The sequence below is a fragment of the Micromonospora sp. CPCC 206171 genome, from assembly GCF_036906755.1.
Lineage (GTDB): Bacteria > Actinomycetota > Actinomycetes > Mycobacteriales > Micromonosporaceae > Micromonospora > Micromonospora purpureochromogenes.
Genome location: NZ_JBAKHT010000011.1, coordinates 1 through 19019, shown reverse-complemented (window position 1 = coordinate 19019; position 19019 = coordinate 1). Strand labels below are relative to the sequence as shown.

Genomic DNA, 19019 nt, shown 5'->3' with positions numbered 1-19019 from the left:
CGTTAACCCGGATCTAAGGAAGACTTGCGCCGCCCCACAACCAGCGCCCGTCCGCCTCGCCGCCGGCCCGCCCGGGTCGCCGGACCCGCTGCCGGTCGTGGTGGCTCAGTCGTCGGCGGCACGCTGCCGGGGCCACCGGCGCCCGCCGGTCTTCTGCTCCCGGGCTTCCCGGGCCATCCGGCCGACCAGCCCGAAGCGGTTGACCTGCCGGGGCGTCGCCTCCGGGTCGGCCAGCAGCATCACCACGCTGGCCCCGCCCAGCCGGGCCCGGTCGATGCTCACCGAACCGTTGGCCTGCAACGCCACCCGCTTGGCGATGTCCAGCCCCAGCCCGGTGGAGCCCTGGTCGCTGGCGCCCCGGCGCAGCGCCCGGTCCGGGTTGGCGATGCCGGGGCCGGCGTCGTCGATCCGGATCGCCACGTAGCCGTCGCGGCGGGAGACCGCCACCTCGAACGCCGTCCCCTGCGGGGTGTAGCGGAACACGTTGCCGATCACCGCGTCGAGCGCGGCGGCCAGCTCGGCGCGCGGCACCGGCGCGGGGATGCGCAGCTGGGCGCCGCTGACCCGGTGCGGCCGGTTCTGGTCGCCGGCCAGCGCCGCCCAGAACACCATCCGGTCCCGGACCACCTCGCTGACGTCGCACTCCGCCGGCCCGGCCTCGTGGGCCACCGCCTTGCGGGTGGTCTTGATCAGCACGTCGATCTCGCCCTCGAGGGTGACGATCGCCTGCCGGATGCGCCGGATCGTGCGCCGCCGGTCCAGCTCGGCCGGGGTGAACGAGCCGACGCTGGTGTCGTCGGAGTCCAGCCCCTCGGCGTCCAGCCGCAGCACCGTCAGCGGCGTCCGCAGCCGGTGCGACAGGTCCGCCACCAGCTCCCGTTCGTCGGTGCGGGAGGCGACCAGCCGGTCGGCCATCCGGTTGAACGCATACCCGGCCTCGGCCAGCTCCCGCGGGCCGCTCGGCTCGACGCGTACGCCCAGGTCGCCGTCGCCGACGGCCAGGGCCGCCTTGACCAGCCCCCGGGTGGAGTCGACCGCGCGGGCCGCGACCCGGTCGACCACGATCACGGCGGCGCCCACCAGGGCCACCGCGACGGCGGTCAGCAGCAGCCAGGTGCCCCGGGAGCCCTCGTCGAGGTCGGCCTCGGGAACGAACACCTCCACCACGGCCACCCGGCCGTCGAGCACCACCGGGTCCAGCCGGAGCACCCCGCCGGAGACGTCGGTGACCACCGACCGCTTCTCCGTACGGGCCCGTTGCAGGTCCGGCTCGGCGGCCCGGCCGGCCGTCTCGTCCCCGCCCAGCCCGTGCACGACCGGCCGGGTCGCCGGGTCGTCCCCGGTGGCCTCGACGGCCCGCCGTACGGCCGCCGGTTCGGTGCTGACCGCGAGGGCTCCGGTGACCAGCGCGCTGCGCCGGGCCGCGTCGGCCAGCGCCTCGTCGTGGACGTCGTCGCGCAGGCTCACCCCGAGCGGGATCAGGAACGCCAGCGCGACCAGCGCGCACATGCCGGCCGTGAGGTAGGCCAGCGCCAGCCTCAGTCCGGGGCCACCAGTCGGAAGCCCACCCCCCGCACGGTGCGCAGGTAGCGCGGCTTCGCCGCGGACTCGCCCATCTTTCGGCGTAGCCAGTACAGGTGAACGTCGATGGTCTGGTCCTCGCCGACCGACGGCTGCCGCCATACCTCCTCCAAGAGTTCCCGCCGGGACACTACCCGGCCGGGTCGTGCGGCGAGATACGCCAGCAGGTCGAATTCCTTGCGGGTCAGCGCCAGCGGCTCCCCGTCGAGCACCGCGCTGCGCTCGCCCACGTCCACCCGCAGGCCGCCCACCGTGTGCACCGCCGGCTGCACCGTCCGGCTGGCCCGGCCGACCCGGCGCAGCACGGTGGTGATCCGGGCGTCCAGGTGCGCGCCGGTGAACGGCTTCACCATGTAGTCGTCCGCGCCGGCCCGCAGCAGCCGGACCACCGACTGCTCGTCGTCGCGGGCGGTGGCGATGATGATCGGTACGTCGGTGATGCCGCGCAGCATCCGCAGCGCGTCCGAGCCGTCCAGGTCGGGCAGGCCGAGGTCGAGCACGACGAGGTCGGGGGTCTCGGCGGCGACCCGGCGCAGCGCGTCCAGCGCCGTGCCGACCGCGTGCACCGCGTGCCCCCGCTCGCTGAGTGAACGCAGCATCGCGCCGCGTACGACGTGGTCGTCTTCGACCAGGAGCACGGTGGCCACGTCAGCACCGTACTGCCCGTGGCAAGTTGATCGCGTTGCGGAGGGCCCGCGCACCGGGCAAGCTGGCACGACGATGACGTTCACCCTGTTTCCCGACACCCGGCTGGCCCTGGCCCGGGACAGTCTCACCGGTCTCTCCGTCGGCGACGCCCTCGGATCGCAGTTCTTCGTACCGGGCCGGCACCCGGACGACATGGCAGCCGGCCGGCTGCCCCCGCCGCCCTGGCAGTGGACCGACGACACCGAGATGGCCTGCTCGGTCGTCGCTGAACTCGCCGAGCACGGCGGCATCGACCGGGACCGGCTGGCGCTCGCCTTCGCCGAGCGCTGCGAGCCGTACCGGGGATACGGGCCGGGCGCGGTGACCATCCTGCGCCTGATCCGCACCGGTACGCCCTGGCCGGTGGCCGCCGCGTCGGCGTTCGACGGGCAGGGTTCCTGCGGCAACGGCGCGGCGATGCGGGTCGGGCCGCTGGGCGCCTGGTTCGCCGACTCCACCACCCGGGCGGCGGCGCAGGCCCGCGCCTCCGCCGAGGTCACCCACGCCCACCCGGAGGGGATCGCCGGCGCGGTCGCGGTGGCCGTGGCCGCCGCGCTCGCCGCCCGGGCCCGCCTGGACGGCGACCGCCCCGACCCGGCCCGGCTGCTCGCGGCGGTCGCCACCGCGCTGGACCCGGCCGCCGAGGTGCACCGCCGGGTACGCCGCGCCGTCGGACTGCTCGGCAGAGGGCTGCCGGAGGCCGTCGAGGCGCTCGGTAACGGCTCCCGGGTGACGGCCCAGGACACGGTGGCCTTCACTCTCTGGGTCGCCGCCACCCACCTCGACGACTATCCGGCGGCGATCCGGGCCTGCGTCGAGGCGGGCGGGGACGTCGACACCACCGCCGCGATCGTCGGCGCGATCGTCGCCGCCCACACCGGGGTCGGTACGCCGAGCGGGGTGCCCGACGGCTGGCTGGCGGCGCGGGAGCCGCTGCCGGACTGGGCGCGCTGAACTCAGCGCGAACCCACCGGCTCGCCCCGCACGCCGGCGGTCGAGCGGTCGCCCTCGGGCTGCTCGTCCGTCGACGGCTCGCCGTCGGGCTGGTCGCCCTCGACGTCGTCCGCCGGCTCGGCCCGGTGCCGGGCCCGGCTCACCGCCCAGCCGACCAGGGCGCCACCGCCCAGGCCGATCAGCAGACCACCGCCGAGCAGCACGTCCGCGCTCGGTCCGTCGTCCTCCGCGCCCGGGTCGGCCGCCGCCTGGTCCCCGCCGTCGGCCGGCGCGGCGTCCGGGCCGCCGTGGCCGTGTCCGGTCGCCGCCCCGGGGGCCGCCGGAAGCAGGGCCAGGGTCGGGGCCGGGTGTGCGCCACCGGCCGGGTCGGCCCAGCGCACCACCGTGCCGTCGGAGTACGTCTGCACCACCTCGAAGCTCATCCGGTCGGTCTGCGGCAGCGGGCCCATCGCCAGGGCGAGCCGGGCGGGGCCGGGCTGCGGTTTGCCGGCGGCCCGGGTCCAGACCACCGCGGCGGTCACCGTGGTCACCGAGGGCGCGTGGATGCCGGCGACCGGGGCGTCCAGGTTCCGGGAGGTGATCAGGGGCGCCCAGCCGTCCACCGACAACGGGTAGACCTCCCCGATCGGGGCGTCCGGGGGCAACTTGACCTCGATCTTCTCGGTGCGCGCGCCGGGCCGCTCCTCCGGCACCACGAAGGTCAGCTCCACCGCGTCGCCCTGGCTCGCCTGCGTCGGCGTGGTCGTCACGTCCGCCGCCAGCGCCGCGCCCGGCCAGGCCAGCGCCCCGGCGACCGCGGCGGTCAGCACGAGACCCGCCCGCCGGCCGCCGTTGCGGGTGATCGCCATCTGTGCCCCCATCCGTCTCCACGCGGCCGGCTCCGGTTTCCGGCCACACCGGGTAGTTCGGATCCCGGGTCGGAAAGGTTCAATCCGCGCCGGCCCGATCTGCGCGGCGGGCGGGGACACGCGGGCCCATCCTTTCCCGACGACCGGGCGGAAACGGGCGACCGATAGCATCGCAGGAGCCGGAACCGGCAGCATCCGTACCGTCTGCAGTTGAGGAGTCACCGTGTCCGCACCCCGTACCCCCGTCGTGGCCGACCCCGTCGTCGTCGCCGCCGGGACGACGGCGGCCGACGCGGTGGCCGCGGCCGGGCTGCCGATGGCCGGGCCGAAGGCGATCGTGGTGGTCCGCGACCCGCAGGGCGTGCTGCGCGACCTGGACTGGAAGCCGGCCGAGGAGACCAGCGTCGAGCCGGTCACCCTCGACTCGCCGGACGGGCTCAACGTGCTGCGCCACTCGACGGCGCACGTGCTCGCCCAGGCCGTGCAGGACGTCTTCCCGGAGGCCAAGCTCGGCATCGGCCCGCCCATCGAGAACGGCTTCTACTACGACTTCGCCGTCGACAAGCCGTTCCAGCCGGACGACCTGAGCAAGCTCGAGAAGCGCATGCAGGAGATCGTCAAGTCCGGCCAGCGGTTCCGCCGTCGCCGCTTCAACAGCCTCGACGAGGCGAAGGCCGAGCTGGCCGCCGAGCCGTTCAAGCTGGAGCTGATCGACGTCAAGGGGGAGGGGCTGGACTCCTCCGAGGTGATGGAGGTGGGCGGCGGCGAGCTGACCATCTACGACAACCTCGCCGCGAACGAGGACAAGGTCTGCTGGTCCGACCTGTGCCGGGGGCCGCACCTGCCCACCACCCGGCTGATCGGCGCGTTCAAGCTGATGCGCTCGGCCGCCGCGTACTGGCGGGGGTCGGAGAAGAACCCGCAGCTGCAGCGGGTGTACGGCACCGCGTGGCCGACCCGGGACGAGCTGAAGGCGTACCTGAAGCTGCTGGAGGAGGCCGCCCGGCGCGACCACCGCAAGCTCGGCGCGGACCTCGACCTGTTCAGCTTCCCCGATGAGATCGGCTCGGGCCTGGCGGTCTTCCACCCCAAGGGCGGCATCATCCGCCGGGAGATGGAGAACTACTCGCGCCGCCGGCACGAGGCGGCCGGGTACGAGTTCGTCAACACCCCGCACATCACCAAGGCGCACCTGTTCGAGACCTCGGGACACCTGCCCTACTACGCCGAGACGATGTTCCCGCCCATGCAGCTGGAGGGCGCGGACTACTACCTCAAGGCGATGAACTGCCCGATGCACAACCTGATCTTCCGGGCGCGCGGGCGGTCCTACCGCGAGCTGCCGCTGCGGCTGTTCGAGTTCGGCACGGTCTACCGGTACGAGAAGTCCGGCGTGGTGCACGGCCTGACCCGGGTACGCGGCCTGACCCAGGACGACTCGCACATCTACTGCACCCGCGAGCAGATGCCCGGCGAGCTGTCCACCCTGCTGTCGTTCGTGCTCGACCTGCTGCGCGACTACGGCCTGGACGACTTCTACCTGGAGCTGTCCACCCGCGACGACTCACCCAAGTTCATCGGGTCGGACGAGGACTGGGCGGAGGCGACCGAGGCGCTGCGCACCGCTGCCGAGTCGTCCGGGCTGGACCTGGTGCCCGACCCGGGCGGCGCGGCCTTCTACGGCCCGAAGATCTCGGTACAGGCCAAGGACGCCATCGGCCGGACCTGGCAGATGTCCACCATCCAGGTCGACTTCAACCAGCCGGAGCGGTTCGGCCTGGAGTACCAGGCGGCGGACGGCAGCCGGCAGCGGCCGGTGATGATCCACCGAGCCCTCTTCGGCTCGATCGAGCGGTTCTTCGGCGTGCTCACCGAGCACTACGCGGGCGCGTTCCCGGCCTGGCTGGCCCCGGTGCAGGTGGTCGGCATCCCGATCCGGGAGGACCACACCGACTACCTGCACGGCTTCGTCGCGGCGCTGCGCGCCGAGGGGATCCGCGCCCAGGTCGACGCGGGTGACGACCGGATGCAGAAGAAGATCCGCACCGCCCAGCAGCAGAAGATCCCGTTCATGGTGATCGCCGGCGACGACGACGTGGCCGCCGGCACCGTCTCCTTCCGCTACCGGGACGGCTCCCAGCGCAACGGCGTCCCGATGGCCGAGGCCGTCACCCACGTGCTGGACGTGGTCACCTCCCGCTCCAACTCCGGCCCCTCCGCCAAGAGCTGACCCCGCCGGAGCCCACCCACCCCCCTGAAGAGCCGCGCACTTTCCGAGAAAGAGTGGCCATTCCGCGCCGGATGGCCACTCTTTCTCGGAACGAGCGCGAGGGGGAGGGCGGCCGGGTTCGGGCGGGGCGGTGGGGACGGGTGGGTCCGGTGCGGTGACCGTAGGATCGGCGTGTGACTGGGGCGGCGCGGCACTCTGACGACGGCACGGACATCGGCGACACCGGCCTGGCGGACGGACTGGAGCGGCTCTGGACGCCGCACCGGATGACCTACATCTCCGGCGAGGACCGTCCCGAGGGCGGCTACGAGAAGCCCACCGGCTGCCCGTTCTGCCTGGCCCCCGGCCTGCCCGAGGGGGAGAGCCTGGTCGTGGCGCGCGGGCAGCACGTCTTCGCGGTGCTCAACCTCTACCCGTACAACCCGGGGCACCTGCTGGTCTGCCCGTACCGGCACGTGGCCGACTACACCGACCTGGACCCGGCGGAGACCATCGAACTGGGCGTGTACACCCAGACCGCGATGCGGGTGGTCCGCACGGTCAGCAACGCGCACGGGTTCAACCTCGGCATGAACCAGGGCGGCGTCGCCGGCGCCGGCATCGCCGCCCACCTGCACCAGCACGTGGTGCCGCGCTGGGGCGGCGACGCCAACTTCATGCCGGTGATCGGCCGGACGAAGGTCCTGCCGCAGCTGCTGGCCGACACCCGCGACCTGTTCGCCAAGGCCTGGCCGGCCTGACCCCACGCCGGGCCGGCTCGCGCGTCCGGCCGGGCATAGGATCTTGCGCATGGCCCTGCTGCACCGCGCCACGCTGCGCCCCACGAAGCTGGAACTGCTCGCCGAGTGGCTGCCGGGCCGAGGCTGGTACGCCGGACCGGCCGGCGTCGAGGTGGTGCGCGTCGCGGGCTACCGGTTCGACGACCCGGCCGGAGAGGTCGGCATCGAGACCCTGCTCGTCCGGGCCGGTGACGGGCCGGTCCACCAGGTCCCGCTCACCTACCGGGGCGCGCCGCTGGAGGGCGCCGACGACCGGCTGGTCGGGACCACCGCGCACTCGGTGCTCGGCCGGCGCTGGGTCTACGACGCCTGCGGCGACCCGGTCTACGCCGCTGCGCTGGCCGCCGCGATCCTCACCGGTTCCGGCCAGGCCGAGGAGTACATCGAGGTCGACGGCGGGCAGGAGCGGCGGGCGCCGACGATGGCCGTCGACAGCAGCGGGGCCGACGACGCCGAACTGCCCGAGGTGGGTACGCCCCGCCGGGTGGTGGACGCCGACCCGACGCTGATCGTCACCGACACCGTCGAGCTGACGGTCGTCCGCCGCCTCGACCACGGCACCTCGCCGGCCGGTGCCGTGCTGACCGGCACCTGGGAGGGCCAGCCGACCCCGCTCCCGCTCGCCTCCGCGCTCCGGCGCTGACGGCTGCCGCGCGTCTCCGCGTTCGGACGTTGACGGCTGCTGCTCGCCTCCGCGCTCCGGCGCTGACGGCTGACCTGTCCGCCCCAGCGCTGACGGCCGCCGGCGGCTCGCCGGGCCGTACCGCCATTCGGTGCGCGGCGGTTGGCGGTTGTCGCGCGGTCAGCGTCCGCTTGCGGTGGCCTCCGCGGCGTCCGCGGAGATCCGCGCGACGAGCTCCGGCCAGCTCTCCACCCGCCGCACTCCGGCCAGCTGGGCCCGGTGCGCGGCCACCTCGTCCTCCCGGGGCCGCATCAGGTACCGGTGCGGCACCGTGTCGAGGTAGCCCAGCACCTCCAGCCGGTCGTCGACGAAGTGGGTCAGCCCCAGCTGCGCGGCGATCGGCCCCTTCTCCGGCCGGGTACGGCAGAAGCGGAGCCGCTCCGGGCCGATCCCGGTGCGGGCGTGGAAGTCGTGGTGGGCCAGCCAGTCCCGGGTCCGCCGCTCGGTCGGCTCGGCGCACTTCGACACCACGTACACCTCGTCGAAGAGCGGGACCAGCGCGGCCAGCGCCTCGAACACCCCGTCCAGCGGGGGTGTCCGCAGGTAGTTGTCGCCGAAGAACGAGGTGTCCTCGGTCCCGTCGCTCAGCTCGATGATCACACCGCCGACGTCCACGCCCAGCCGTCCCATGCGATCGATCCTGCACGACAGGTGACGTTCCCGCCCGTCTGTCGGGTGGAGGTGGCAGGATGCGGCGATGGCAGTGACGACGCGGACGTTGGGCCGCAGCGGCATCGAGGTCAGCGCCCTCGGCATGGGGTGCTGGGCGATCGGTGGCCCCTGGGCCGAGGGCGCCCGGCCGCTGGGCTGGGGCAGGGTCGACGACGAGGAGTCGGTCCGGGCCGTCCGCCGGGCGCTGGACCTCGGCGTGACCCTCTTCGACACCGCCGACACGTACGGGGCCGGGCACGGCGAGCGGGTCCTCGGCCGGGCGCTCGCCGGCCGGCGGGACGAGGCCGTGATCGCCACCAAGTGGGGCTACACCTTCGACGAGCAGGCTCGCCAGGCCACCGGGGAGGACCCGTCCCCGGCGTATCTGCGCCGGGCGGTCACCGATTCGCTGCGCCGGCTGGACACCGACCGGATCGACCTCTACCAGCTGCACCTGGGCGACCTGCCGCTGCCCCGGGTGGAGGCGCTGCTCGGCACGCTGGAGGACCTGGTCGCCGAGGGGTTCGTCCGCGCGTACGGCTGGAGCACCGACCGGGCCGACCGGGCGGCGGCCTTCGCCGAGGCGGCCCCGCACGCCACTGCCGTGCAGCACACCCTCTCCGTGCTCCGGGACACCCCGGTGATGCTGGCCGTCTGCGACAAGCACGACCTGGCCAGCGTCAACCGGAGCCCGCTCGGGATGGGGCTGCTGACCGGCAAGTACACGGCGACGTCCACGCTGCCCCGCGACGACGTACGCGGCGCCGCCCCGACCTGGCTGGAGTGGTTCCGCGGCGGGCGTCCGGCGCCGGAGTGGCTGCGCCGGGTCGCGGCGGTACGTGGCGCGCTCACCGCGGACGGGCGCACCCTCAGCCAGGGCGCGCTGGGCTGGATCTGGGCCCGCAGCGCCCGCACGGTGCCGATCCCCGGCTGCCGCACGGTCGTCCAGGTCGAGGAGAACGCCGCCGCCCTGCGCCTCGGCCCGCTCGCCCCGGACCACTTCGCCGAGGTGGAACGGCAGCTCGCCGCCCTGCGCACCGCCGCCCTGCGCGACGCCGACCGCCCCCACTGGCCGATGCCGCCCACCCCCACCGCCCGCCCCTGACCCACCACGCCCGGCCCGGCCCCAAGGCCCCGGCGCCGCACACTTTCAGAAAAGAGTGCCCATCCCGCGGGCAGGTGCGCAGCCGGTCAGGGCCCTGGCTGGGACGGTCGGGCGCGGCGCGGCGCGGCCGGCGCGACGCGCCCGGGCGCGTGCCGGGCGACGCGTGCAAGATCCGGGCGGACATTCAGAGAAAGCGTGGCTATCCAGCGGGGAATAGGCACTCTTTCTCTGAAAGTGCGCGGCTGAGGGGGCGCGGGCTCAGGGGGCGGGGCGGGTGGGTCAGGTGCGGGTGGTGTGTTCCTTGCGGGCCTGGTCCGCCAGGTGGGCGGGCATGGGGTCGTAGCGGGCGAAGTCGCGGGTGAAGGTGCCCGTGCCGTGGGTCATCGAGCGGAGTTCGACCGCGTAGCGGAGCAGTTCGGTGGCGGGCACCTCGGCGCGGACCAGGGTGCGCCCGTCGGCGTCCGGATCGGGCTCGGTGCCGAGCACCCGGCCGCGCCGGCCGGACAGGTCACCCATCACCGCGCCGACCGAGCCGTCGGGTACCCGGATGACCACCTCGTCCACCGGCTCCAGCAGCGCCGGCTGCCCCTTCTCGGCGGCGTCCCGCAGCGCCAGCGCGCCGGCGGTCTGGAAGGCCGCGTCGGAGGAGTCGACACTGTGCGCCTTGCCGTCGACGAGGGTGACCCGCAGGTCCACCACCGGGTAGCCGGCCACCAGGCCGCGTTCCATCTGCGCCCGCACACCCTTCTCCACCGACGGGATGTAGTTGTGCGGGACCGCCCCGCCGACCACCCGGTCGACGAACTCGAAGCCTTCGCCGCGCGGCAGCGGCTCCACCTCGATGTCGCAGACGGCGTACTGGCCGTGGCCGCCGGACTGCTTGACGTGCCGGCCGTGGCCCCGGCCCCCGACGGTCAGCGTCTCGCGCAGCGCCACCCGTACCGGCTCGGTCTCCAGCTCGACGCCGCCGCTGCGCAGCCGGTCGAGGACCACGTCGGCGTGCGCCTCGCCCATGCACCAGAGCACCAGCTGGTGGGTCTCCGGGTTGCGCTCCAGGCGCAGCGTCGGGTCACCGGCGACCAGCCGGCCCAGGTTGCGGGCCAGAGCGTCCTCGTCGGCCCGGCTCTTCGCCACGATCGCCACCGGCAGCAGCGGCTCGGGCATCGCCCAGGGGGCGACGAGCAGCGGGTCCTCCTTGGCGGAGATGGTGTCGCCGGTCTCCGCGCTGCCCGACTTGGTGATCGCGCAGAGGTCGCCGGCCACGCAGGTGGTCACCTCGCGCAGCGCCGCGCCCAGCGGGGTGTAGATGTGCCCCACCCGCTCGTCGGCGTCGTGGTCGGGGTGCCCGCGTTCGGCCATGCCGTGCCCGGAGACGTGCACCACCTGGTCGGGGCGGAGCGTGCCGGAGAAGACCCGTACCAGCGAGACCCGGCCGACGTGCCGGTCGACGGTCGTCTTGACCACCTCGGCGACCAGCGGGCCGTCCGGGTCGCAGCTCAGCGGCGGCCGGGGCGAGCCGTCCACGCCGGTGACCGCGGGCACCTCGTGCTCCAGCGGGGACGGGAAGGCGGCGACCAGGCCGTCCAGCAGCACGTCCAGGCCCACGCCGGACTCCGCGCAGACCGGCACCACCGGGTAGAAGTGACCCCGCGCCACCGCCTTCTCCAGGTCGGTGATCAGCACCTCGGTGTCGATCTCCTCGCCGCCGAGGTAGCGGTCCATCAGGGTCTCGTCCTCGCTCTCGGCGATGACCCCCTCGATGAGCTCGTTGCGGGACTCCAGGATCGCCGGCAGGTGCTCCGGGTCCGGCTCGCGCACGGCGGCGGGCAGCCCGGCGGAGTAGTCGAAGACCCGGCGGGTGATCAGGCCCATCAGGCCGGCCACCGACACGCCGTCGTCGCCGAGCATCGGCAGGTAGAGCGGGAGCACGTTGTCGCCGAACACCCGCTGGCACAGCGCCACCGCCTCGTCGAAGTCGGCGCGCGGGTGGTCCAGCCGGGAGACCGCGACGGCCCGCGGCATGTCCACCGCGGCGCACTCCTCCCACAGCGCGGCCGTGGCCATGTCCATCCCGTCGGCCGCGGAGACCACGAACAGCGCGGCGTCGGCGGCCCGCAGGCCGGCCCGCAGCTCGCCGACGAAGTCGCCGTACCCCGGGGTGTCCAGCAGGTTGACCTTGACGCCCTGGTGCATCAGCGGCGCGCAGGCCAGGCTCACCGAGCGCTGCTGGCGTACCGCCGCCGGGTCGTGGTCGCAGACGGTGGTGCCGTCGGTGACGCTGCCGGCCCGGCCGATCGTGCCGCTGGCCGCGAGCAGCGCCTCGACCAGGGTCGTCTTGCCCGCCCCGGAGTGCCCGACGAGCACCACGTTGCGAACCCTGCCGGGCTCGGTCACCACCGGCGCCGCGCCGGTGACACCCTTCTCCTGGTTCTTCTGCGCCATCGCGGCGCACCTCCCTCAGCCGTGGTTGGTGGCGACCGCCGCACGCGACGGGGAAGCGGGCCCGGGCGGGTGCCGCGGCGATATCCTCCGGTGCTCTCCTGGACGACGGGTGATCAGCCGGGTGGGCCGGTGAGCTGGCTCACCCCCCACACCCGATCTCACACCCGTTACCGACCCGACACAAGCCTTCGCCACGCGGGTCGGACGACCGGCTGTGTCGCCGACCGCTGCCGGCCGTTATCGTGGGACCGCCATGGCGAAGATCTTCCAAGTGACGGCCCGCGCGGGGATGACCCGTGTCGTGGAGCCGGTCGCGCGCGGCCTGCTCCGCGCCGGCGTGTCCCCCAACGCGGTCACCGTGACCGGCACCCTCGGCGTGCTCGTCGGCGCCCTCGGCTTCGGCGCCCGCGGTGACCTGGTCGCCGGTGCCCTCATCGTGACGTTCTTCGCGCTCACCGACCTGCTCGACGGGACGATGGCCCGGATGAGCGGCGGCGCCACCCGGTTCGGGGCGTTCCTCGACTCGAGCATGGACCGGATCGCCGACAGCGCCGTCTTCGGCGCGGTGGCGTACTGGCTGGCCACCGAGCACGAGTACTCCGGGGTGGCCGCGGCGCTGCTCTGCCTGGCCGCCGGCAGCCTGGTCTCCTACGTCAAGGCCCGCGCCGAGGGGCTCGGCATGACCGGCAACGTGGGCATCGCCGAGCGCACCGAGCGGCTGCTGATCGTCGGGGTGGGCGGCCTGCTCACCGGGCTCGGCGTGGACCCCGCCCTGGAGGTCGCGCTCTGGCTGCTCGCCGCCGTCTCGATCTTCACGGTGGGGCAGCGGATGGCGCACGTGTACCGGCAGGCCCAGCTGGTCGGCAAGGAGTGAACCTCACCGAGCTCGGCTACGTCGCCGGCTGGCGCCTGGCCCGCGCGCTGCCCCGGCCCGTGGTGGCTGCGGCCTTCCGGGCGGGCGCGGACCGCGCCCACCGCCGAGGCGGCCCGGCTACGGTCCGACTGCGCGCCAACCTGCGCCGGGTGGTCGGCCCCGACCTGCCCGAGGCGGAGCTGGACGCGCTGGTCCGGCGCGGGATGCGCTCGTACGCCCGGTACTGGATGGAGGCGTTCCGGCTGCCGGCGCTGAGCCGTGCCCAGATCCTCGCCGGGTTCCGGCTGGACCCGGCCGGGGCGGACCTGCTCGCCGCCGACGTGGCCGCCGGCCGGGGCGCGGTGGTCGCCCTGCCGCACGGCGGCAACTGGGACGCCGCGGGGGCCTGGGTCGCCGCCACCGGCTGGCCGATCACCACCGTCGCCGAGCGGCTCAAACCCGAGGCGGTCTACGAGCGGTTCCTCGCCTTCCGGCAGGGCCTGGGCATGGAGATCCTGCCCACCCACGGCGGCGACCGGCCCGCCTTCGACGTGCTGGTGGACCGGGTCCGCGCCGGCACGGTGGTGCCGCTGCTGGCCGACCGGGACCTCTCCGCCCGAGGGGTGGAGGTCGAGTTCTTCGGCGGCCGGACCCGGATGCCGGCCGGCCCCGCGCTGCTGGCGGTCCGCACCGGCGCCCCGCTCTACGTCGCGTCGATGTGGTACGAATCGGACGCCGCCTGCGCCTCGCTGGAGGGTCCGCTGCCGCTGCCGGACCCGGACTCGGCGCCGTTGGACCAGCGGGTCCGGTTGCTGACCCAACGCATTGCCGACGCTCTGGCGGCGGGCATCGCCCGGCATCCGGAAGACTGGCACATGTTGCAGCGGATGTGGCTGGACCAGCGGAGCACGGACAGCGGCGCGACACCACCTGCGCCGGTCACCGGCCAGGCCTGACGGGAAGGGCGCCTACGTGCGGATCGGCATCGTGTGCCCGTACTCCTTCGACGTACCCGGTGGGGTGCAGAACCACGTCATGGACCTCGCCGAGGCGCTGATCGGGCTCGGTCACGAGGTGAGCGTGCTCGCCCCGGCCGACGAGGAGTCGCCGCTGCCGCCGTACGTGGTCTCGGCGGGGCGCGCCGTGCCGCTGCCGTACAACGGGTCGGTGGCCCGGATCGCGTTCGGCCCGGTCTCCACCGCCCGGGTGCGCCGCTGGCTGACCCGGGGCGACTTCGACGTGCTGCACGTGCACGAGCCGCTGACGCTGAGCCTGTCGATGCTGGCGGTGCTCTCCGCGCGCGGACCGGTGGTGGCGACCTTCCACACCGCAATGACCCGGTCCCGGGTGCTCTCCGCCGCGCAGGGCGTCCTGCAGATCGTGCTGGAGCGGATCACCGCCCGGATCGCGGTCAGCGCCCTCGCGCGCAAGGTCCAGGTCGAGCACATGGACGGCGGCGCGGTGGAGATCCCCAACGGGGTGGCGGTGGCCAAGTTCGCCGGCGTCGAGCCGCTCCCCGGCTGGCCGGGGGAGTGCGCGCCGGGCACCGGCGGCACGCTCGGCTTCCTCGGCCGCTTCACCGAGGCCCGCAAGGGGTTCCCGATCCTGCGCGACGCCTTCGTCGCGCTGGCGCCGCACCGGCCCGGCCTGCGCCTGCTGGTGGCCGGCCCGGGTGACCCGGACGACCTGTTCGGGCGGTTCCCGGCCGAGCTGCGCGACCGGGTGACGTTCCTCGGCATGGTGCCCGAGCAGGAGAAGGCCCGGATGCTGCGCAGCGTGCACCTCTACGTCGCCCCGAACACCGGCGGGGAGTCCTTCGGGATGATCCTCACCGAGGCGCTGGCCGCCGGCACCACGGTGGTCGCCAGCGACCTCGACGCGTTCCGCCGGGTGCTCGACGGCGGGCGGGCCGGCCGGCTCTTCCCGACCGGGGACGCGGCCGCGCTGCGTACCGCCCTGGCCGACCTGCTCGACGACCCGCAGGGCCGGGCCGCCCTGACCGCCTGCGGCGACCAGGTGGTGGCGCACTACGACTGGCCGGTGATCGCCCGCCGGGTCCTGGAGGTCTACGCCGCGGCCATCGAGGCCACCGACGGCCGGGTCATCGACCAGGAATGGGTGGGGCTGGGCGGGGCGGTGTGAGCACTACGATGCCGCACATGTGGTGGGTGGTGGGCGCGACGGTGGTCGTCGCGCTGGTGGCGGCGTACCTGGTCTGGACGGCCGGCCGGGTCGAGCGGCTGCAGTCCCGGGCGGAGTCGGCGGCCCGGGCCCTCGACGCGCACCTGCTGCGCCGGGCGGCCGCGGCCGCGGTGCTGGCCGAGCGACGCTACGGCGTCGAGCTGTACGCGGCGGCGCGGATCGCGCTGGACGCCCCGCCGGAGGAGCGGGAGGCCGCCGAGAACGACCTCACCCGGCAGTTGCGTACGGTGCGGCTGGACCCGGCCGACCCGGTCTGCGAGGCGGTCATCGCCGCCAGCCGGCGGCTGGCGCTGGCCCGGCAGGTGCACACCGACCTGGTCCGCGACGCCCGGGCGGCGCGCAGCCGGCCGTTGGTGCGGCTGTGCCGGATGGGACGCCGGCACCCGTGGCCCCGCTACTTCGACGTCGACGACCCGACGCTCGTGGTCGCCGCCGAGGCTCCCGCGAGCTGACGTCGGTTTTCGGTGCCGGTGGTGCCGACTGCCCGGTTTCGTGGCGCTGCGGGCGGCTGTCCGGTTCTGCGTGACGGCAGCCACAGTGCAGGCCACCGGGGGTCTGATTGGCTGTCGGACCGGCGTTGAACCCGCCGTAGCATCAGCCGTAGCCACCCCCCGAGCAGGTCCGAGGAGCGATAACCCGTGCCCGAAACCACCTCCCAGAACGCTGGCGCCACCTCCCTCGTCGGCACCGCCCGCGTCAAGCGCGGCATGGCCGAGATGCTCAAGGGCGGCGTGATCATGGACGTGGTCACCCCCGAGCAGGCCAAGATCGCCGAGGACGCCGGCGCCGTCGCCGTGATGGCGCTGGAGCGCGTGCCCGCCGACATCCGCGCCCAGGGCGGGGTGTCCCGGATGAGCGACCCGGACATGATCGACGGCATCATCAACGCCGTCTCCATCCCGGTCATGGCCAAGGCTCGGATCGGCCACTTCGTCGAGGCGCAGATCCTGCAGTCCCTCGGTGTCGACTACGTCGACGAGTCCGAGGTGCTCACCCCGGCCGACTACGCCAACCACATCGACAAGTGGGCCTTCACCGTCCCCTTCGTCTGCGGCGCGACCAACCTCGGCGAGGCGCTGCGCCGGATCACCGAGGGCGCGGCGATGATCCGCTCCAAGGGTGAGGCCGGCACCGGCGACGTCTCCAACGCCACCATGCACATGCGCAGGATCCGGCAGGAGATCGCCCGGCTCAGCTCGCTGCCGGCCGACGAGCTGTTCGTCGCCGCCAAGGAGCTCCAGGCCCCGTACGAGCTGGTCAAGGAGGTCGCCGAGACCGGCAAGCTGCCGGTGGTGCTCTTCACCGCCGGTGGTATCGCCACCCCGGCCGACGCCGCGATGATGATGCAGCTCGGCGCCGAGGGTGTCTTCGTCGGCTCCGGCATCTTCAAGTCCGGCAACCCCGCCCAGCGCGCCGCCGCGATCGTCAAGGCCACCACCTTCCACGACGACCCGGACGTGCTGGCCAAGGTCTCCCGCGGCCTCGGCGAGGCGATGGTCGGCATCAACGTCGACGAGATCCCGCAGCCGCACCGGCTGGCCGAGCGCGGCTGGTGACCCCGGCGGGGTCGGGAAACGACGAGAGGACGGTGCGCATGGGCGAGACGCCGATCATCGGTGTGCTCGCGCTGCAGGGTGACGTCCGCGAGCACGTCGCGGCCCTGGCCGGCGCCGGCGCGGAGGCCCGCCCGGTACGCCGTCCGGCCGAGCTGGACGCGGTCGACGGGCTGGTCATCCCCGGCGGCGAGTCCACCACGATCAGCAAGCTGGCCGACATCTTCGAGATGCGCGAGCCGATCGACAAGCGGATCGCCGGTGGGATGCCGGTCTACGGGTCCTGCGCCGGCATGATCATGCTGGCCACCGAGGTCCTGGACGGCCGGCCCGACCAGCGCGGCTTCGCCGGCATCGAGATGACGGTGCGGCGCAACGCGTTCGGCCGGCAGGTCGACTCGTTCGAGGCGCCGGTGGAGATCGCCGGGGTCGAGGGCGAGCCGTTCCACGCGGTCTTCATCCGGGCCCCGTGGGTGGAGCGGGTGGGCGACGGCGTCGAGGTGCTCGGCCGGGTCAGCGAGGGCCCGGCCGCCGAGCGGATCGTCGCGGTCCGGCAGGGCAACCTGCTGGCCACCTCGTTCCACCCGGAGCTCACCGGCGACCTGCGGCTGCACCGCTACTTCGTGGACCTGGTCCGCGCCGCCTGAGCGGACACGCGAGGGGCCCTTCCGGATCGGAAGGGCCCCTCGCGCGTACCGGGCGGGCATGTTTTCCGCTCCGCGCCGGTTGCATTCTTCATGGCCCGGGTGCCCCCGACGCCGCCCGGACGGGTGCCGGGTGTGACAAGCCGGGGCACGACCTCGGTAGGATTGCCGCGGTTCGGCAGGGCCATCGCCCGCCGCAGCCCTCCACGCGGAGCCGACCGGCCGTCCTGTCGCCGGTTGCGGGGTGGAGTCGGCGCGGGCTGTCGACGCAGGCGTGGAATGACAGACGGAGGTACGAGATGTCCGGCCACTCAAAGTGGGCGACCACCAAGCACAAGAAGGCCGTCATCGACGCCAAGCGCGGCAAGATGTTCGCCAAGCTGATCAAGAACGTCGAGGTCGCGGCGCGTACCGGTGGCGGCGACCCGGCCGGTAACCCGACGCTCTACGACGCCATCCAGAAGGCCAAGAAGAACTCGGTACCGAACGACAACATCGACCGCGCGGTCAAGCGGGGCTCCGGCCTGGAGGCCGGCGGCGCCGACTGGCAGACGATCATGTACGAGGGCTACGGCCCGAACGGCGTGGCGATGCTCATCGAGTGCCTGACCGACAACCGCAACCGGGCCGCCACCGAGGTCCGCACCGCGCTGACCCGCAACGGCGGCTCGCTCGCCGACGCCGGCTCGGTGTCGTACATGTTCTCCCGCAAGGGCGTCGTGATCGTCCCCAAGGCCGGCACGACCGAGGACGACATCATGATGGCCGTGCTCGACGCGGGCGCGGAGGAGGTCAACGACCTCGGTGAGGCGTACGAGGTGGTCTCCGAGCCGACCGACCTGATTCCGGTCCGCACCGCCCTGCAGGACGCCGGGATCGAGTACGAGTCGGCCGAGTCCTCGCTCATCCCCAGCGTCAACGTGCCGCTGGACGCCGACGGCGCGCGCAAGGTCTTCAAGCTGATCGACGTGCTCGAGGACTGCGACGACGTGCAGAACGTCTACGCCAACTTCGACGTCTCCGACGACGTCCTGGCCGCGGTCGACGCCTGATCCCGGTGACCGGACGGCGATTCCCGCCGGGCGACGTGGTCGTCCGGCGGGAGGTGCTGCGCGGCGAGGTCTGGTTCGGCTGCCCGACCATCTGCGTCGAGGACTCCGCCGACCTGCTCGCGCTCTACCTGCCGCCGGGGGCCGAGTTCGGCTTCCCGGAGGGCGGCACCTTCCCGTGTGGACGGCACCCCTGGCAGACCGCCGGCCACACGGCCTGGTCCGGACACGGCAAGCTGATGCTCCAGCGCCCGGGTGAGGCGCACTCGGTGGACGTCTTCTGGGCCGGCGAGGAGCGTGCCTTCGCCGGTTGGTACTTCAACCTCCAGGACCCGTTCCGGCGTACCCCGATCGGGGTGGACACCCTCGACCACGAGCTGGACCTGTGGTGGCCGGCGGGCGCCGACCGGTACGTCTGGAAGGACGTCGAGATGTTCGCCCAGCGCCTCACGGAGGGGCGCTACCCGGGCATGGCCGACGACATCCGCGCCGAGGGGGACCGGATCGCCGCCCTGCTCGACGCCGGCCGGCGCTGGTGGGACGAGGGCTGGGCGCACTGGCGGCCGGACCCGTCCTGGGACGGGCCCCGCCTGCCGGCCGGCTGGGACACCGTTCCCTGCTGACAGCGGCGGGCGAAACTCGGCTGACTGTGAGCATGGCGGGGTCGGCTCAGTGGTGGTGAGCTGATAGCTGGCAGTAGCGGGCGTGACCCATCGTCTGACTGGCCTTTGTGCCTTCGGCCGGACTTGTCCGCCTGCT

At 74.0% G+C, this 19019-nt stretch carries 18 protein-coding genes; 13 read left to right on the top strand and 5 right to left on the bottom strand.

Translation table 11 applies throughout. The features are described from left to right. Window positions 1-105: 105 nt before the first annotated feature. Both V6U89_RS14985 and V6U89_RS14980 read right to left on the bottom strand, forming a co-directional pair. Window positions 106-1509 carry a HAMP domain-containing sensor histidine kinase gene (locus V6U89_RS14985; protein WP_334571638.1) on the bottom strand — a complete coding sequence of 468 codons (1404 nt, stop codon included), beginning with the start codon at window positions 1507-1509 and terminating at the stop codon, window positions 106-108. A gap of 29 nt (window positions 1510-1538) precedes the next feature. After that, window positions 1539-2228, bottom strand: a complete 690-nt coding sequence (locus V6U89_RS14980; protein WP_088962822.1) for a response regulator transcription factor — start codon at window positions 2226-2228, stop codon at window positions 1539-1541. 73 nt (window positions 2229-2301) lie between these two features. On the opposite strand from V6U89_RS14980, the gene V6U89_RS14975 reads away from it, so the two are divergent. Further along, complete coding sequence (locus V6U89_RS14975; RefSeq protein ID WP_334571636.1) at window positions 2302-3222, top strand: ADP-ribosylglycohydrolase family protein; 921 nt, start codon at window positions 2302-2304, stop codon at window positions 3220-3222. A 2-nt stretch (window positions 3223-3224) separates the two neighbouring features. On the opposite strand, the gene V6U89_RS14970 is transcribed toward V6U89_RS14975, so the two are convergent. Next, on the bottom strand, window positions 3225-4082 hold the full coding sequence (locus V6U89_RS14970; RefSeq protein WP_334571635.1) for a DUF1775 domain-containing protein: 858 nt from the start codon (window positions 4080-4082) through the stop codon (window positions 3225-3227). A 211-nt stretch (window positions 4083-4293) separates the two neighbouring features. Between V6U89_RS14970 and thrS the strand changes: the two genes are divergently transcribed. From thrS to V6U89_RS14955, 3 genes are all read left to right on the top strand, one after another. Further along, window positions 4294-6300: a threonine--tRNA ligase gene (thrS, locus tag V6U89_RS14965; RefSeq protein WP_334571634.1), complete on the top strand. Its 2007-nt coding sequence runs from the start codon at window positions 4294-4296 to the stop codon at window positions 6298-6300. A gap of 173 nt (window positions 6301-6473) precedes the next feature. Beyond that, window positions 6474-7040: an HIT family protein gene (locus V6U89_RS14960; protein ID WP_442933928.1), complete on the top strand. Its 567-nt coding sequence runs from the start codon at window positions 6474-6476 to the stop codon at window positions 7038-7040. Window positions 7041-7089: 49 nt separating this feature from the next. Further along, window positions 7090-7722, top strand: coding sequence for a CG0192-related protein (locus V6U89_RS14955; protein WP_334571633.1), 633 nt, complete (start codon window positions 7090-7092; stop codon window positions 7720-7722). A 159-nt stretch (window positions 7723-7881) separates the two neighbouring features. Here V6U89_RS14955 and V6U89_RS14950 read toward each other — a convergent pair whose 3' ends face one another. Then, on the bottom strand, window positions 7882-8391 hold the full coding sequence (locus V6U89_RS14950; RefSeq protein WP_334571632.1) for a hypothetical protein: 510 nt from the start codon (window positions 8389-8391) through the stop codon (window positions 7882-7884). A 67-nt stretch (window positions 8392-8458) separates the two neighbouring features. On the opposite strand from V6U89_RS14950, the gene V6U89_RS14945 reads away from it, so the two are divergent. Continuing rightward, window positions 8459-9517 carry an aldo/keto reductase gene (locus V6U89_RS14945; protein WP_334571631.1) on the top strand — a complete coding sequence of 353 codons (1059 nt, stop codon included), beginning with the start codon at window positions 8459-8461 and terminating at the stop codon, window positions 9515-9517. Between the two features lie 279 nt (window positions 9518-9796). Here the strand turns inward: V6U89_RS14945 and V6U89_RS14940 are convergent, their stop codons facing one another. Then, window positions 9797-11959, bottom strand: a complete 2163-nt coding sequence (locus V6U89_RS14940) for an elongation factor G-like protein EF-G2 (RefSeq protein ID WP_334571630.1) — start codon at window positions 11957-11959, stop codon at window positions 9797-9799. A 253-nt stretch (window positions 11960-12212) separates the two neighbouring features. Here V6U89_RS14940 and pgsA point away from each other — a divergent pair, with 253 nt between their 5' ends. The 8 genes from pgsA (at window position 12213) to V6U89_RS14900 (ending at window position 18883) form a co-directional block, all read left to right on the top strand. Beyond that, on the top strand, window positions 12213-12833 hold the full coding sequence (gene pgsA, locus V6U89_RS14935; protein ID WP_334571629.1) for a phosphatidylinositol phosphate synthase: 621 nt from the start codon (window positions 12213-12215) through the stop codon (window positions 12831-12833). Beyond that, the gene (locus V6U89_RS14930) at window positions 12830-13768 is read left to right on the top strand and encodes a phosphatidylinositol mannoside acyltransferase (RefSeq protein WP_334571628.1); all 939 of its coding nucleotides are present in this window, start codon (window positions 12830-12832) and stop codon (window positions 13766-13768) included. Before pgsA ends, V6U89_RS14930 begins: the two co-directional genes overlap by 4 nt. 16 nt (window positions 13769-13784) lie before the next feature. Beyond that, window positions 13785-14954, top strand: coding sequence for a glycosyltransferase family 4 protein (locus V6U89_RS14925; RefSeq protein ID WP_334571627.1), 1170 nt, complete (start codon window positions 13785-13787; stop codon window positions 14952-14954). Between the two features lie 17 nt (window positions 14955-14971). Continuing rightward, window positions 14972-15466 (top strand): hypothetical protein, encoded by a 495-nt coding sequence (locus V6U89_RS14920; RefSeq protein ID WP_211364372.1) that lies wholly within the window; start codon window positions 14972-14974, stop codon window positions 15464-15466. Between the two features lie 186 nt (window positions 15467-15652). After that, window positions 15653-16570: a pyridoxal 5'-phosphate synthase lyase subunit PdxS gene (pdxS, locus tag V6U89_RS14915; RefSeq protein WP_334571625.1), complete on the top strand. Its 918-nt coding sequence runs from the start codon at window positions 15653-15655 to the stop codon at window positions 16568-16570. 38 nt (window positions 16571-16608) lie between these two features. Further along, window positions 16609-17214, top strand: coding sequence for a pyridoxal 5'-phosphate synthase glutaminase subunit PdxT (pdxT, locus tag V6U89_RS14910; RefSeq protein ID WP_334571623.1), 606 nt, complete (start codon window positions 16609-16611; stop codon window positions 17212-17214). A 296-nt stretch (window positions 17215-17510) separates the two neighbouring features. Further along, a complete protein-coding gene (locus V6U89_RS14905; protein WP_088962808.1) occupies window positions 17511-18263 on the top strand; it encodes a YebC/PmpR family DNA-binding transcriptional regulator in 753 nt (250 codons plus the stop codon). Between the two features lie 5 nt (window positions 18264-18268). Beyond that, window positions 18269-18883 carry a DUF402 domain-containing protein gene (locus tag V6U89_RS14900; protein ID WP_334571621.1) on the top strand — a complete coding sequence of 205 codons (615 nt, stop codon included), beginning with the start codon at window positions 18269-18271 and terminating at the stop codon, window positions 18881-18883. Window positions 18884-19019 lie beyond the last annotated feature (136 nt).